Genomic DNA, 13,138 nt, shown 5'->3' with positions numbered 1-13,138 from the left:
GTCAGACCCCCGCGGCCTTCTTCAGGGCGGCCACGCGGTCCGTGCGCTCCCAGGTGAACTCGGGGAGCTCGCGGCCGAAGTGGCCGTACGCCGCCGTCTTCGCGTAGATCGGCCGCTTGAGGTCCAGGTCGCGGATGATCGCCGCCGGGCGCAGGTCGAAGACGGCGGCGACCGCCTCCTGGATCCGCTCGTCGGGCAGCACGCCCGTGCCGAAGGTCTCCACGAACAGCCCGACCGGCTCGGCCTTGCCGATCGCGTACGCCACCTGCACCTCGCAGCGGCGGGCGAGGCCGGCCGCGACGACGTTCTTCGCGACCCAGCGCATCGCGTACGCCGCGGACCGGTCGACCTTGGACGGGTCCTTCCCGGAGAAGGCGCCGCCGCCGTGCCGGGCCATCCCGCCGTACGTGTCGATGATGATCTTTCGGCCGGTGAGCCCGGCGTCGCCCATCGGGCCGCCGACCTCGAAGCGCCCCGTCGGGTTGACCAGGAGCCGGTAGCCGTCGCACTCCAGGCTGACGCCCTCCTCGACCAGCTCCTTCAGGACGTGCTCGACGACGTACTCCCGCACGTCCGGGGTGAGCAGACCCTCGACGGAGATGTCGGCCGCGTGCTGCGAGGAGACGACGACCGTGTCGAGGCGGACCGCGCGGTCCCCGTCGTACTCGATGGTGACCTGGGTCTTCCCGTCCGGCCGCAGGTACGGCACGGTGCCGTCCCGGCGGACCTCGGTGAGCCGGCGGGCGAGCCGGTGGGCGAGCGCGATCGGCAGCGGCATCAGCTCCGCCGTGTCGTCGCAGGCGTAGCCGAACATCAGGCCCTGGTCGCCGGCGCCCTGCGCGTCGAGCGCGGCGTCCTCCCCCGTCCGGGGGCGTCCCTCCACCCGGGACTCGTACGCGGTGTCCACGCCCTGCGCGATGTCCGGCGACTGGGCGCCGATGGACACCGAGACGCCGCAGGAGGCGCCGTCGAAGCCCTTCGCGGAGGAGTCGTAGCCGATGTCGAGGACGGCCTCGCGCACCAGCTTCGCTATCGGCGCGTACGCCGAGGTGGTCACCTCGCCCGCGATGTGCACGAGGCCCGTGGTGATCAGGGTCTCCACCGCGACCCGCGAGGACGGGTCCTCGGCGAGCAGGGCGTCGAGGATGGTGTCGCTGATCCGGTCGGCGATCTTGTCGGGGTGTCCCTCGGTCACCGACTCGGAGGTGAAGAGGCGGCGGCTCATGCCTGGGCCTCCACCGGGGTCTTGAAGAAGTGCTGCTCGATGGCACCGAGGGTGCGGATGGACTCGACCTCCAGGGTCTCCATCTGGATCGCGGTGCCGCTCTCCTGCTCCAGGAGGAAGACGAACTCGACGAAGGACAGCGAGTCGATGAGCCGGTTCTCGATCAGGTCGAGGTCGGAGGCGATGTCCTCGCGCTCCGGGTGACGCTCGAGGATCCAGTTCTTCACCGTCTGCAGGCCGTCGGCCATGGTTGCTCTCCTTTAGCTGCTGCTAGCTACTGCTGGATACGTAAGGGGTGGGGGCGATGATCGGCGCGGCCACCGCCACGGCGTAGTCCACGTCGTGGCTGATGGACACGGTGATCTCGGTGATGCCGGACTCCGCGGCCATCTCGGCGGCGGCCCGGTGCAGCTCCACGAGCGGCCAGCCGCCCTCGGAACGCCGCACCACGATGTCCGGCCAGGGCAGGAACCTGCCCCGGACCCGCAGGGTCTTGAAGGCCGCCTCCTTGGCCGCGATCCGACCGCACAGGCTCAGTACGTCGAGCCCGGAGGAGGTACGGCAGTCGGCGAGCTCGCCGGGGGTGAGCATCCGCTCGAAGAACCGCTCCCCGTACTGGGCGAGGAGCCTGCGGACACGGTTGACGGACACGATGTCCATGCCGAGGTTCGCCCACCCCAGGCCGCCCGCCGGCGGGGCGGCGGGACGGGCCGGCACGTCAGATCACCGGCCCGGCCGCGCCACTCGCACCGGCCCGCAGGCGGGCGTTCGCGTCGAGCACCGCCTCGGTCGCCGCCTCCCAGTCGCCGTGCCGGCGGGTCAGGGCGGACAGCCAGCGTTCGAGACCGAAGGCGACACAGCTGGTGAAGGCCGGCCCGCCGGTCGACTCCAGGGTGATGGCGCAGCGGTCGCCGAAGAAGTTCCGGTGCGTGTTGACCGAGGCGATGGCCAGGTCCTCGTACAGGAACTCGTGCTTCACCGGGGTGAGCCGCTGGAGCAGGGCCTTGGAGCCGCCCTTGTCGAAGAACGGGTCGCAGGCCGCCTCCCTGCGCAGCGGCAGGTCGAGCGCCTCGGCGAAGGCCCGGATGCGGGTGGTGAAGCCGGCGAGGTGCGCCTCGGCGTGGTCGGGCGTGCCGAGGGCGACGATCTCCCGCATGCGGAAGCCGAGCTGGCGCCGCATGCCCTCGTAGTGGGTCTCCTTGCGGAAGCACCAGGAGCAGATCGTGACGAGGGTGTCGTCGGCGACCCGGGTGCCCCGGTGGTCCAGGTAGACGGCGTAGCAGGACGCCGAGGGCAGTCCGAGGCCGGCCGGTTCGAGGGCGGCGGCCGGCCAGTGCCCGTGCTCGTGGTCGAAGGGGGTCGCGTGGCGGCCCTCCAGGTCGAGCGGGGCGGCGAGGACGGCCTGGTGCGGGAAGTTGTCGTAGTAGTCCAGCTTCGCCAGGTCGGCGGCCGGCAGGAGCGGGGGCATGGTCATCGGGCGGGCGCCCGCGGTCACGCCCCAGCTCTCGAAGGTGTCGTCGAGGAGCCGCAGCAGGCGGGTCCCCTCCGGTCCGAGCGAGGGGAGGCCCCTCGTCGAGCCCACGTTCTCCCCGGTGTGCCCGGGGGTCGTCACGGTCATGGTCTCTTCACCTCTCCGGTGGGAGGTCTGGGGCCCCTCAGACGACGGGCAGGGTGTCGTCGGAGAAGATCCCGGTCTTCAGGAAGAAGGCGAGCGGCTTGCGGATCGCCTTGCGCTCGTGGGGACGGCGGCTCTCGTCGGCGACCAGTGCGTTGCGCAGGGCCAGCGGGTCGGGGATGCCGGCGTCGCGGTACACGTGGGGGTTGTAGAGGGAGTTGACGCTGTAGACGACGTACCGCTTGAGGTAGGCCTCGACCTCGCGGACCCGCTCGGCACTGACCGCCTGGCACATCCGGCCGTACAGGAGGGAGACCAGCTCGCGCCCGAAGGCGATGTGCCGGGACTCGTCCTGGTGGTGGATGCGGTTGACCTCGCGGATGGTGTGGCAGAGCGAGGCGTCCTTGGCCATGCGCGCGTTGTAGTGGTCGACGAGCTCCTCGAAGAAGAGGATGCGGGTGAAGACGAGGAAGTTCTCGACCTCCGGTTCCCAGGCGGCGTCGGCGCGCATGGCGGTGGAGCCGTAGATCTTGTTGCCGTAGCGCCGGCAGAACTCGGAGAAGAACCACATGTGTTCGTTCTCCTCGCCGATGAAGTGGTGGAAGAAGTCCGAGGGCACCTCGAAGCCGGGCATGTGGATGCGGCCGACGACCTCGATGAGGAGTTCGCGGATGCCGTGCACGTTGAGGCTGTAGAAGTTGACGGACTCCCACTTGGACAGGCGCTGAAGCGTTTCCTCGTCGAGGGCGTCGTAGTGCTCGGTGCCGTAGACGGTGAGCAGCTCCGGTGTCATCCAGAAGCGGTTCTCCTCCAGCGTCTCGGGCCACTGGAAGGTCTGGTACGGGTTGTAGTAGTCCTCGACGGAGCGCTCGCTGAGCCGCTCCAGGACCTCCATGAACCGGTCGGTGACGGGCAGGGGGGCGGTGGCGCCCATGATGAGCCTCCAGGCTTCGGGTGTTCAGGGCCGGACTTCGTAGACCGCGTTCACCGGGGTCTCGGTGGCGCGCCGCCAGCGGGTGAAGCCGGCCTCCTCCGCGATGGCCCGGAAGGCCTTCTCCCCGGAGTGGTTGCCGAGGGCGTGCGGGCCGCGCTGGGCGACGGCGACGGGCAGGCACATGACGGCGGACAGGGCCATGAACATGCGGGCGGCGGGGGTCTGGGCGTCGACGTCCTGCGGGGACACGTTCGACTCGACGAGCATCCAGGTGCCGTCCGCGTCCAGGGACTTGTGGACGTGCTGGGCGGCGGCGACCGGGTCGCCCATGTCGTGCAGGGCGTTGAAGAAACAGACCAGGTCGTAGCTGGAGCCCGGGTAGTCGTCGGCGGACGCGACCTCGAAGACGACCCGGTCGGAGAGGCCGGCCTCCTCGGCGAGCTGCCGGGCGATCGCGATGGCCTCCTCGGAGTAGTCGAAGCCGTGGACGGTGGCGTTCGGGAAGGCCTTCGCGATGAGCAGGGTGGTGTGGCCGACGCCGCAGCCGACGTCGGCCACGGTGCCGCCGGCGGTGAGCTTGCCGGTGACCTGGTGGAGGGCGGGCAGCCAGTCGGCGACGAGCTTGTGCTCGTACGTGGGCTGGAAGAAGGAGCCCATGCCGGTGTCGAGGGCCGGGTCGTGCTCGGCCCAGCCGACGCCGTCGCCGGTGCGGTACGCCTCCACGAGCAGGTCCTCGGTGGCGTAGAGGGCCTTGAGGGCGGTGAAGAACCCGGCGGCGTACGTGACGGCCTTCGGGTCGGCGAGCACCTCGACGTGGTCGGCGGGGAGGGTGTAGGTGAGGGAACTGGGGTGCCGCTCGACGTAGCCGGCGGAGAGCTGCGCGTGCAGCCACTCCTCGACGTACCGCTCGTTCGTGCCGGCCGCCTCCGCGAGCGCGCCGGCGGTGAGCGGGCCCCGCTCGGCCAGTGCCCGGTAGAGGCCGAGGCGGTGGCCGAGGGAGACGGTGAGGCCGCGGACGGCGGCGCCGGCGTCGGTGATGACCTTCTGGTGGAAGTCGTGGGCGCTCATGCGGCCTTCTCCTCCTCGTACGTCGGCAGGTCGCACGTGAACAGGAAGGACCGGGGCACGCGGGGGACCGAGCGGGCCGGTACGGGGTAGGGCCAGCGGCCGAAGTCGGCGCCGTCCTCCCCGGGCTGGCGGACCTCGCGGACGGCCCAGCCGCAGTCGGCGAGCAGCTGCTCGGGCTCCTCGGTGCCGAAGAGCCACGGGTTGCCGTCCTCGTCGAGGGCCTTCATGAACCCGCGGGCGAGGGGGTTGTCCAGGGCGGCCTGGGAGATGACGTCGCCGAGGAGCACGGAGCCGGGGGCGGCGTGCGCGGAGAGCGTCGATATGAGGGTCCGCACGGCCTGTTCCGGCAGGAAGAACAGGAGTCCCTCCACGACCCACAGGACGGGTTCCTCGCTCTTCCAGCCGGCCTCCTTGAGGGGGCCGGTCCAGTCCTGGGTGAGGTCGACGGGGACGGTGACGCGGTCCCGTCCGGCCGGCCGCGGTTCCCCGGCCAGCATCTCGGCCTTGGCCTCCAGGAGGGCCGGGCGGTCGAGCTCGTAGACGGTGACGCCGTCGGGCCAGGGCAGCCGGAAGAAGCGGGTGTCCATGCCGGCGGCGAGGAAGACGACCTGGCGGATGCCCCGCTCCTCCACGGCCCGGACGATGGCGCGGTCGAGGTAGGTGGTGCGGATGGCGAGGAACGGCACGGTGCCGCCGCCCGCGTAGCGCTCGAGCAGCTCGAAGCCGATCTCGTCGGCGACGGTACGCGCGTGGGGATCGGCGAACAGCCGGTCCTCGCGCTCGGTCTCCAGGGCGCGCGCGGCGGCGGTCCACTGGGCGGTGCGGGATACGGCCTCCACTGGAGGCTGAACACGGCCGTCCCGTCGGAGGCCACCAGGGTGCACCGCGGTTTGACGGTGCCGGTGGCGGGATTGAACGGCGACGGCGTGGAGCCGAGGATCTCGACGCGCGCGGTGAGGACGTCACCCGGGCGGACGGGCCGCAGGTAGCGGACCTCGTCGATGCCGGGCGAGCCCAGGCAGGCGCTGTAGGCCAGCAGTCCGTCGACGTAGCGGCGCATGAACATCGCCTGGGTGTGGAACCCGCTCGCGATCAGTCCGCGGAACGGGGACCGCTCCGCCCGCTCGGGGTCCGTGTGGAAGGGCTGCGGGTCGAAGCGCCTGCCGAACTCCAGCACCTCCTCCGCCGTGACGGTGACGGTGCCCAGCTCGTGGACGTCGCCGGGCCGGAAGTCCTCGAAGTAGCGCATTCCGCGCCCCCCTTGACCTAGGAGTGGTCTTTCCCTGGCACACACCAATCTACGAATCAGTCATTTATTTTGTCAACCCAAAAGAAGCCCCGAAAGGAGCCTGTGCGAGGGCCTGTTCGACGTCGTCCCACAGGTCCTCGACGTCCTCGATGCCGACCGACATCCGTACGAGCCCGGGGGCGATGCCGGCCGCCGCCAGGGCGGCCCCGTCCAGCTCGCGGTGGGAGGTGGACGCGGGGTGGGTCACGAGGGTCTCCACCCCGCCGAGGGAGAGCGCGAGCCGGGCCACCCGTACGCGCTCGATGAAGGCCCGGCCGGCCTCCCGGCCCCCCGCAGGCTCGAAGGCCAGCAGCCCGCCGCCCGCGGAGAGCACCGCGCGGGCGCGCTCGTACGAGGGGTGGCCGGGGAGCCCGGGGTAGTGCACGGCCGCGACGGCGGGATGGGCGGCGAGCCGCTCGGCGAGGACGGCGGCACCGGCGCAGTGGGCGCGCATCCGCAGCGGCAGGGTGGGTATCCCGCGCAGGGTCAGCCACGCGGCGAACGGGTCCGCGCAGGCGCCCAGTTCGACCGTGCGGGGCCAGATCCGGCGGCGCAGCCCGTCGTCGGCGAAGACGGCGGCGCCGCCGAGGACGTCCGAGTGCCCGGAGAGGTACTTGGTGGTGGAGTGCACGACGATGTCCGCGCCGTGCTCCAGGGGGCTGCAGAGCACGGGCGAGGCGAGCGAGTTGTCGACGACGCTCACCACACCGAGCGCGCGGGCCACGGCGAGCAGCCCCGGCAGGTCGGGGACCTGCCCGGTGGGGTTGGCGATGGTCTCCAGGACGAGCAGCCGGGTGGCGGGGTGGACGGCGGCGGCCTCGAACTCCGCGGGGTCGTCGCCGGAGATCCGGACGACCTCGATCCCGTACCGCTCGGCCAGGTCGGTGAGGACGGCGTGCGTCCCCCCGTACAGGCAGCGCTGGGCCACCACCCGGTCGCCGGGCCGCAGGAGGGCGAGCAGCACGCCGCTGATCGCCCCCATCCCGGAGGCGAAGGCGAGGGCGCCCGCACCGCCCTCCAGGCCGGCGAGCGTCTGCTCCAGGGCCCGGACGGTGGGGTTGCCGCGGCGGCTGTAGACGGAGGGCCCGTCGGGTCCCGCCATGGCGTCGGCGAGCGCCTCGGCGGAGTCGAAGGCGAAGGCGGAGGACTGCACGAGGGGCACGGAGAGCGGCCGACTGCCGGGCGGGAGAGGCTCGTTGACGACATGGACGGCGCGGGTGCCGAGTTCCACGGGGGTTTCCTTTCCGAGTGGGGTGAGGGGCCAGGAAGCGGCCCCCGCCATGACCGTACGACCGCCGGTACCCGCGCAGGCGTCCGCGCCGGCCCCCGGCACGACCGCCGCCGTCCGGGAGGTACTGGCCAAGGGCGGTGCCCCCGAGGCGCTGGCCGAGCAGGTCGCGGCCGTACTCGGCGAAAGCGCGGCGCAGGTCCTGCTCGACGACCCCTGGCAGTTGCTCGCGGTCCCCGGGGTGCGCCCCGAGCAGGCCGACGGCTTCGCGCGGGCGCTGCTCGGTGCGGCGTGCGGCCCCGACGATCCGCGCCGGACGGTCGCCCTGACGGTGTGGCTCCTGGAGCGGGSCSCGCTCCAGGGGCACACGGCGCTGGAGATCGACACCGTGCGCGCCGGACTCACCGGGCACGCGGTCCCCGATCCCGGATCGGCCGTCGAGGAGGCCGTGTCCGCGGGCGCGGTCCTCGTCTTCCAGGAGGAGGAGACGGCCGAGGAGCCGGCCGAGGGGAACGTAGAAGACACAGAGGACGCGGAGGACGACGAGGCCCCGGCGGCCGGTGAGGGACCCGCCTCGCCGGTGCTGCTCGGGCTCGACCGGTACGCGCTCGCGGAGGAGAGCCTCGCGGACGGACTGGCCCGTCTGGTCAGGACGGCGACGGCCGACACCTGGGAGGGCTCCGAGCTCGAACGGGCCGCCGGAGCGCACGGACTCGTCCTGCACACCGGCGGCGAGGCCTCCCGCGCCGAGCCGGTCGCCCTGGCCGCGGCCGCCCGCGGGCGGGGTCTGCGCACCCTGGTGGTCGTCCACGCGGACGCCGGCCGGCACGCGCTCGGCCCCGCGGGGGCCGACGCGGTCACGGTCGCCGCGCTGCTCTCCGGAGCGGCCGGTCCCGGCCGCGACGAGGAGGGCGCCTTCGCGCTGGACCTCCTGGCGGTGCTCGACGCGCCGCAGCTGGACGTGGAGACCGCCGCGATGCTCGTCGAGTCGCTGCCCGACGGCTGCCGGCTGGTGCTCGGCGGCGACCCGGGCGTCCTCGGGGCGCCGGGCGCGGGCCAGGTCTTCGGCGACCTCCTCGCGGCCCGGGTGTGTCCGCGGATCGCCTCGCGCCTGCCCGATCCGGGCCCGCTCGGCGAGCTGGTCTCGGGCATCGGAGCCGGTGAGCTGAACCAGGTCGAGGCCCCGGGCAAGGAGATCGTGATCGTCCCGGTGCGCGATGCCGGCGAGGCCGTGCACCGCACCGTCCAGCTGGTCGCCGACTCGGTGCCGCGGGCGATCGGCGTACCGGCCGAGCAGACCCAGGTGATCACGGTCGGCCACGGCGGCTCCGCGGGTACGCGCGCCCTGAACACCGCGCTGAAGCAGCGGCTGAACCCCGGCCCCGGCCGCTTCGGCGGCTTCGACCCCGGGGACCGGGTGGCGTACGCGGAGGTGCCGGGGCGGACGGCGACCGGCACGGTGGTGTCCGCCGACGCCGAGGGGCTGCGGCTGCGCTGCGGCGACGCCGAGGTGCTCGTGCCGAAGGAGCGCGTGGAGACGGCGCTGCGGCACGGCTGGGCGCTCACCGCGCACCAGGCGGCCGGGATGCGCTGGCCCGCGGTGGTCGTGGTGCTGCCGGGCGACGCCGCCGGCGGCCTGAGCAGGCCGTGGGTGTACACGGCGTTCGGCCGGGCGGAGCGCCATCTGTCCGTCGTGCACGGGGTGGACCAGGCGCTGCCGCGCGCGGTGGCCGAAGGGACGGCCCCGGAGCGGACGACCCGGCTGCGTCCGCTCCTGGAGGCGCTGCTCGCCGTGCCCGAGGAGTAGGACGCGGGGCCCGCGGCGAGCGGGCGGACCGCGGAACGGCGGAGGGCCGGGACACCACGATCGGTGTCCCGGCCCTCCGCCGTCTCCCCGCGTCACCCGCTCCCCCGAGCTTCCTCAGGGGGCGCCGGCCCCGGTCTCCTGGCCGGTGTCGACGCCCACGGGGTCGTCCTCGGGATCATCGTCGGGGTCGTCGTCCGAATCGTCGTCGAAGACCGAGCTGACGTCGAAGCGGCAGACGATCCGCTCCGGATCGGCCTGCTCGAAGGGGGCGTTGAGCCACTCCCCCGGTTCCGGGAGCTCCTCGGCCGCGGTGACCCAGAGCGTGGAGTCGCCCTCCTCCAGGCCGAACTCCTTGTGGCGGGAGGCGATCTCGTCCGGTTCGTACTCGCCGAAGAGCACCCCGAGGGCGGCGAGCGGCGAGACTCCGGCGCGGGCACCGGGTCCGGTGGGATCCGCGCCGCCGTCGGCCTCGGCGACCCGGCGGGCCTGGGCGAGCAGGCGCTTGGGTTCCGCGACGAGGTAGTCGCGGCGGATCAGGAGGCTGAGTGCGTGCGGTGCGTCGGGTCCGGCGTACGGCGGCAGCGCGCCGTCCGCGCCGGGGGTCTCGAAGGGAGTGACCTCGTCGTACCGGTCGTAGAGGAGTTCGTCGTAAGCCTCGGCCGCCCCGGCGAGGGCGTTGAAGGCTTCGTAGACGTCCGGGTCGTCGTCACCCGTGCGGCGTTCGACCGCCGTGAGGTGACGGTCCAGTGCGGCTTTGACCGCCTCGGCGGCGGCGCGTACCTCGGCAGCGGTGGGCTGCGCAGCATCAGACATGGGACGCACGCTATCCGTAGCGGGCCGGTGCCCGCACAATAGATGCGATGCCGGAATACGAATTTGTCGACGTGTACGTGCCGCGCGGTGTCTCCCGCAAGGAGGCGACGCGCCTGCTGACCGACCATGCCGAGTACGGACACTGGGAGTTGGACCGTCTGACCCTGCACCGGGACGGAAGCCGCAGAGTGCGGCTGAAGCGGCGGATCATCCGCCAGGTCCGCGCGACCTGGTAGGACGACGGGAAGGGGCCCCGCGGTGTGCGGGGCCCCTCGGCGTGGTGCGGCGGGTCAGGCGGCGTTGCGGGTACGGCGGTAGATCAGCGAACCGGCGAGCAGCAGGCCCGCGCCGGCGGGGACGATCACGCCGAGCGGACCGGAACCGGTCTCGGCGAGCTCCTCGACGGCACGCGGCGGGGTACCGGCGTGCGCACCCGGGGTGTTCGGACCGGTCTCGCCACCGGGGGTGCCGGGCGTACCAGGGGTTCCCGGAGTACCGGGCGTACCCGGGGTGCCGGGGTTGCCCGGGGTGCCGGGGTTACCCGGGTTCCCAGGGTTACCCGGGTTCCCAGGGTTACCGGGGTTCCCAGGGTTACCGGGGTTACCGGGGTTACCGGGGTTACCGGGGTTACCGGGGTTACCGGGGTTACCGGGGTTACCGGGGTTACCGGGGTTACCCGGGTTACCCGGGTTACCGGGGTTACCCGGGTTACCGGGGTTACCCGGGTTGCCCGGGTTACCGGGGTTGCCCGGATTCCCAGGGTTTCCGGGGTTCCCCGGGTGCGTCGGCTCGATGCCGTTGCCGCAGCTGTTGCCCGCCGCGGGGTTGGCCAGGCCGACGCCCGTGATGCTGTTGCCGCACACGTTGACCGGGACGTCGACGGGTACCTGGACGGTGTTCCCGGAACCGACGCCCGGGGAGTTTCCGGTGTGTCCGCCGGCGGAGGACCCGCCGCCCGGCTTGCCGGGCTTCCCCGGCTTGGACGTGTTGGCGCACTTGTTGCCCATCGCCGGATTGAGCAGTCCGACGACGTTGACGGTGTTTCCGCAGGCGTTCACCGGTACGTGGACCGGGACCTGGACGGAGTTTCCGGACGCGACGCCCGGGGAGTTCACGGCCGCGCCGTTCGCGGCGGAGTCGGCGTGCGCGAAACCGCCGCCGACCGCGGCGAAGACGCCTCCGGCTGCCGCAACGGTGATGAGACCCTTGCGCGTGACCTGTCGCATAGTTCGTTCCCTGCCTGCTCGGCTTCGAAAGAGTGCCACCGGGTGGAACACCCGGGGCGGAAATGGCCACCGGCCCCGGAGTGCATGGCACGCACTCCGGGGCCGGACCGGCTCACACCCTCACGGGGCGAGGCACAACGTCAGGCGTTGACGCAGGTGTTGCCGAAGGCGGGGTTCAGCAGCCCGATCACGGAGACCGTGTTGCCGCACACGTTCACCGGAACGTGAACCGGCACCTGGACGACGTTGCCGGAGAGGACACCGGGGGAGCCGATGGCCGCACCCTGGGCACCCGCGTCGGCGACGGCCATACCCGCACCCGCGAGAACGAGACCGCCAGTGGCAGCCGCAGCAGCGACGACCTTCTTGATCATTATTCCTCCTAGTTGGAAATGCGGTCCCAGCCGCGGACCGCACCACCTGTAACGAGGGGGAATGGTGGGGGCTACGAGCCCCCGGGTGCATTCACTCTTTCCGGTCACAGTCAAACGCGCGGACGAATTCAGCAGGCGTCGATGAATCGGTCCAGGACGCGGGCGCCGAACTTCAGGCCGTCGACCGGCACCCGCTCGTCCACACCGTGGAACATGCCGGCGAAGTCGAGCTCCGGCGGCAGCTGGAGCGGGGCGAAGCCGAAGCAGCGGATGCCGAGGTCGTCGAAGGACTTCGCGTCGGTGCCGCCGGAGAGCATGTACGGCACGGCCCGGGCGATCGGGTCCTCGGCCCGCAGCGCCAGCTGCATGGCGTCGACCAGGGCCCCGTCGAAGCTGGTCTCCAGGGCCTTGTCGCCGTGCACGTCCTCGCGCTTCACCTTCGGCCCGAGGATGCGGTCGAGGTCGGCGAGGAACTCCTGCTCGTAACCGGGCAGGAAGCGGCCGTCGACGTGCGCGGTGGCCTGGCCGGGAATCACGTTCACCTTGTAGCCGGCACCGAGCATGGTCGGGGCGGCCGAGTTCCGCAGGGTGGCGCCGACCATCTTGGCGATGCCGCCGAGCTTGGCGAGGGTGCCGTCCATGTCCTCGGGGTCGAGGGGGGTGCCCAGCGCGTCGGAGAGCTCGTCCAGGAACGAGCGCACGGTCTTGGTGACCCGCACCGGCCACTGGTGGCGGCCCAGGCGGCCGACGGCCTCGCACAGTTCGGTGATGGCGTTGTCGTCATTGGTCATCGAGCCGTGGCCGGCCGTGCCCTCGACGGTCAGCCGCATCCAGTGCATGCCCTTCTGGGCGGTTTCGACCAGGTAGAGCCGCAGGTTCTCGTTCACCGTGAAGGAGAAGCCGCCGACCTCGCCGATGGCCTCGTCGACCCCGTCGAAGAGGTCGCGGTGCCTGTCGACGAGGTGGCGGGCGCCGTAGGTGCCGCCGGCCTCCTCGTCGGCCAGGAAGGCGAGGACGATGTCGCGCGGGGGCTTGCGGCCGCTGCGCAGCCGGTCCCGGACGACCGCGAGGGTCATCGCGTCCATGTCCTTCATGTCGACGGCCCCGCGGCCCCACACACAACCGTCGGCGATCTCCCCGGAGAAGGGGTGGTGGGTCCAGTCCTCGGCGTTGGCCGGGACGACGTCGGTGTGGCCGTGGATCAGCAGGGCGGGCCGCGAGGGGTCCTCGCCCTCGATGCGGGCGACGGTGGACGCCCGCCCCTTGTGCGACTCGATGATCTTCGGCTCGAGTCCGACCTCCGCGAGCTTCTCGGCGATGTACTCCGCCGCCGCCCGCTCGCCCGGCCCGGAGTGGTCGCCGTAGTTGCTGGTGTCGATGCGGATGAGGTCGCGACAGAGGTCCACGACCTCGTTTTCGGCGGTCCCGGCGGTCCCGGCGTCACCGTTCCGGCCTGTGTTCGACTCGCTCACGCTGCTTCCTCCCACTACGTGCCCCACGTGGTTGCTTCGGTCCTCGTTCCATCCTCCCGCGTACCCCCGTCATGTGACAGCCGCATGT

14 protein-coding genes and 1 pseudogene are annotated in these 13,138 nt (G+C 72.3%); 2 read left to right on the top strand and 13 right to left on the bottom strand.

Going from position 1 to position 13,138, the window contains the following annotated elements; translation table 11 throughout:
- Nucleotide 1: 1 nt before the first annotated feature.
- The 9 genes and pseudogenes from metK to EAO70_RS23765 form a co-directional block, all read right to left on the bottom strand.
- Entirely contained in the window at nucleotides 2–1,225 is a 1,224-nt protein-coding gene (metK, locus tag EAO70_RS23805) for a methionine adenosyltransferase (RefSeq protein ID WP_148004827.1), read from the bottom strand.
- A complete protein-coding gene (locus EAO70_RS23800) occupies nucleotides 1,222–1,473 on the bottom strand; it encodes an acyl carrier protein (RefSeq protein ID WP_148004826.1) in 252 nt (83 codons plus the stop codon). The genes metK and EAO70_RS23800 overlap by 4 nt, the downstream gene beginning before the upstream one ends.
- 22 nt (nucleotides 1,474–1,495) lie before the next feature.
- Nucleotides 1,496–1,942, bottom strand: coding sequence for a holo-ACP synthase (gene acpS, locus EAO70_RS23795; RefSeq protein ID WP_148004825.1), 447 nt, complete (start codon nucleotides 1,940–1,942; stop codon nucleotides 1,496–1,498).
- Between the two features lies 1 nt (nucleotide 1,943).
- Nucleotides 1,944–2,843, bottom strand: coding sequence for a hypothetical protein (locus tag EAO70_RS23790; RefSeq protein WP_148004824.1), 900 nt, complete (start codon nucleotides 2,841–2,843; stop codon nucleotides 1,944–1,946).
- Between the two features lie 37 nt (nucleotides 2,844–2,880).
- On the bottom strand, nucleotides 2,881–3,774 hold the full coding sequence (locus EAO70_RS23785) for a diiron oxygenase (RefSeq protein ID WP_148004823.1): 894 nt from the start codon (nucleotides 3,772–3,774) through the stop codon (nucleotides 2,881–2,883).
- A gap of 24 nt (nucleotides 3,775–3,798) precedes the next feature.
- On the bottom strand, nucleotides 3,799–4,842 hold the full coding sequence (locus tag EAO70_RS23780) for a class I SAM-dependent methyltransferase (RefSeq protein WP_148004822.1): 1,044 nt from the start codon (nucleotides 4,840–4,842) through the stop codon (nucleotides 3,799–3,801).
- Complete coding sequence (locus EAO70_RS23775; RefSeq protein ID WP_148004821.1) at nucleotides 4,839–5,681, bottom strand: class I SAM-dependent methyltransferase; 843 nt, start codon at nucleotides 5,679–5,681, stop codon at nucleotides 4,839–4,841. The genes EAO70_RS23780 and EAO70_RS23775 overlap by 4 nt, the downstream gene beginning before the upstream one ends.
- Nucleotides 5,682–5,827: 146 nt before the next feature.
- A pseudogene (locus EAO70_RS39480) lies at nucleotides 5,828–6,091 on the bottom strand (MaoC/PaaZ C-terminal domain-containing protein); the annotation flags it as partial.
- A 64-nt stretch (nucleotides 6,092–6,155) separates the two neighbouring features.
- On the bottom strand, nucleotides 6,156–7,361 hold the full coding sequence (locus tag EAO70_RS23765; protein WP_261992999.1) for a trans-sulfuration enzyme family protein: 1,206 nt from the start codon (nucleotides 7,359–7,361) through the stop codon (nucleotides 6,156–6,158).
- Nucleotides 7,362–7,410: 49 nt separating this feature from the next.
- Here EAO70_RS23765 and EAO70_RS23760 point away from each other — a divergent pair, with 49 nt between their 5' ends.
- Nucleotides 7,411–9,165, top strand: a complete 1,755-nt coding sequence (locus tag EAO70_RS23760; protein ID WP_148004819.1) for a helix-hairpin-helix domain-containing protein — start codon at nucleotides 7,411–7,413, stop codon at nucleotides 9,163–9,165.
- A 114-nt stretch (nucleotides 9,166–9,279) separates the two neighbouring features.
- Here EAO70_RS23760 and EAO70_RS23755 read toward each other — a convergent pair whose 3' ends face one another.
- The gene (locus tag EAO70_RS23755) at nucleotides 9,280–9,978 is read right to left on the bottom strand and encodes a hypothetical protein (protein WP_148004818.1); all 699 of its coding nucleotides are present in this window, start codon (nucleotides 9,976–9,978) and stop codon (nucleotides 9,280–9,282) included.
- Nucleotides 9,979–10,025: 47 nt separating this feature from the next.
- On the opposite strand from EAO70_RS23755, the gene EAO70_RS23750 reads away from it, so the two are divergent.
- Entirely contained in the window at nucleotides 10,026–10,214 is a 189-nt protein-coding gene (locus tag EAO70_RS23750; protein ID WP_073915128.1) for a DUF5703 family protein, read from the top strand.
- A gap of 54 nt (nucleotides 10,215–10,268) precedes the next feature.
- On the opposite strand, the gene EAO70_RS40060 is transcribed toward EAO70_RS23750, so the two are convergent.
- The 3 genes from EAO70_RS40060 to EAO70_RS23735 form a co-directional block, all read right to left on the bottom strand.
- Nucleotides 10,269–11,204, bottom strand: a complete 936-nt coding sequence (locus EAO70_RS40060) for a chaplin (protein WP_148004817.1) — start codon at nucleotides 11,202–11,204, stop codon at nucleotides 10,269–10,271.
- A 140-nt stretch (nucleotides 11,205–11,344) separates the two neighbouring features.
- A complete protein-coding gene (chpH, locus tag EAO70_RS23740) occupies nucleotides 11,345–11,578 on the bottom strand; it encodes a chaplin ChpH (RefSeq protein ID WP_015032475.1) in 234 nt (77 codons plus the stop codon).
- Nucleotides 11,579–11,706: 128 nt separating this feature from the next.
- Nucleotides 11,707–13,050, bottom strand: coding sequence for a M20/M25/M40 family metallo-hydrolase (locus EAO70_RS23735; RefSeq protein WP_148004816.1), 1,344 nt, complete (start codon nucleotides 13,048–13,050; stop codon nucleotides 11,707–11,709).
- Nucleotides 13,051–13,138: the final 88 nt, after the last annotated feature.

The organism is Streptomyces sp. adm13(2018), assembly GCF_008042145.1.
Lineage (GTDB): Bacteria > Actinomycetota > Actinomycetes > Streptomycetales > Streptomycetaceae > Streptomyces.
Note: the sequence above shows the minus strand (reverse complement) of the source record. Positions and strands in the feature narration are given on the sequence as shown.

What these genes read in the sequence shown, in the direction of transcription:
- EAO70_RS23790 (WP_148004824.1), bottom strand. Translation starts at nt 2,843, where the DNA reads ATGACCGTGACGACCCCCGGGCACACCGGGGAGAACGTGGGCTCGACG.
- EAO70_RS23780 (WP_148004822.1), bottom strand. Translation starts at nt 4,842, where the DNA reads ATGAGCGCCCACGACTTCCACCAGAAGGTCATCACCGACGCCGGCGCC.
- EAO70_RS40060 (WP_148004817.1), bottom strand. Translation starts at nt 11,204, where the DNA reads ATGCGACAGGTCACGCGCAAGGGTCTCATCACCGTTGCGGCAGCCGGA.
- EAO70_RS23800 (WP_148004826.1), bottom strand. Translation starts at nt 1,473, where the DNA reads ATGGCCGACGGCCTGCAGACGGTGAAGAACTGGATCCTCGAGCGTCAC.
- metK (WP_148004827.1), bottom strand. Translation starts at nt 1,225, where the DNA reads ATGAGCCGCCGCCTCTTCACCTCCGAGTCGGTGACCGAGGGACACCCC.
- EAO70_RS23755 (WP_148004818.1), bottom strand. Translation starts at nt 9,978, where the DNA reads ATGTCTGATGCTGCGCAGCCCACCGCTGCCGAGGTACGCGCCGCCGCC.
- chpH (WP_015032475.1), bottom strand. Translation starts at nt 11,578, where the DNA reads ATGATCAAGAAGGTCGTCGCTGCTGCGGCTGCCACTGGCGGTCTCGTT.
- EAO70_RS23785 (WP_148004823.1), bottom strand. Translation starts at nt 3,774, where the DNA reads ATGGGCGCCACCGCCCCCCTGCCCGTCACCGACCGGTTCATGGAGGTC.
- EAO70_RS23750 (WP_073915128.1), top strand. Translation starts at nt 10,026, where the DNA reads ATGCCGGAATACGAATTTGTCGACGTGTACGTGCCGCGCGGTGTCTCC.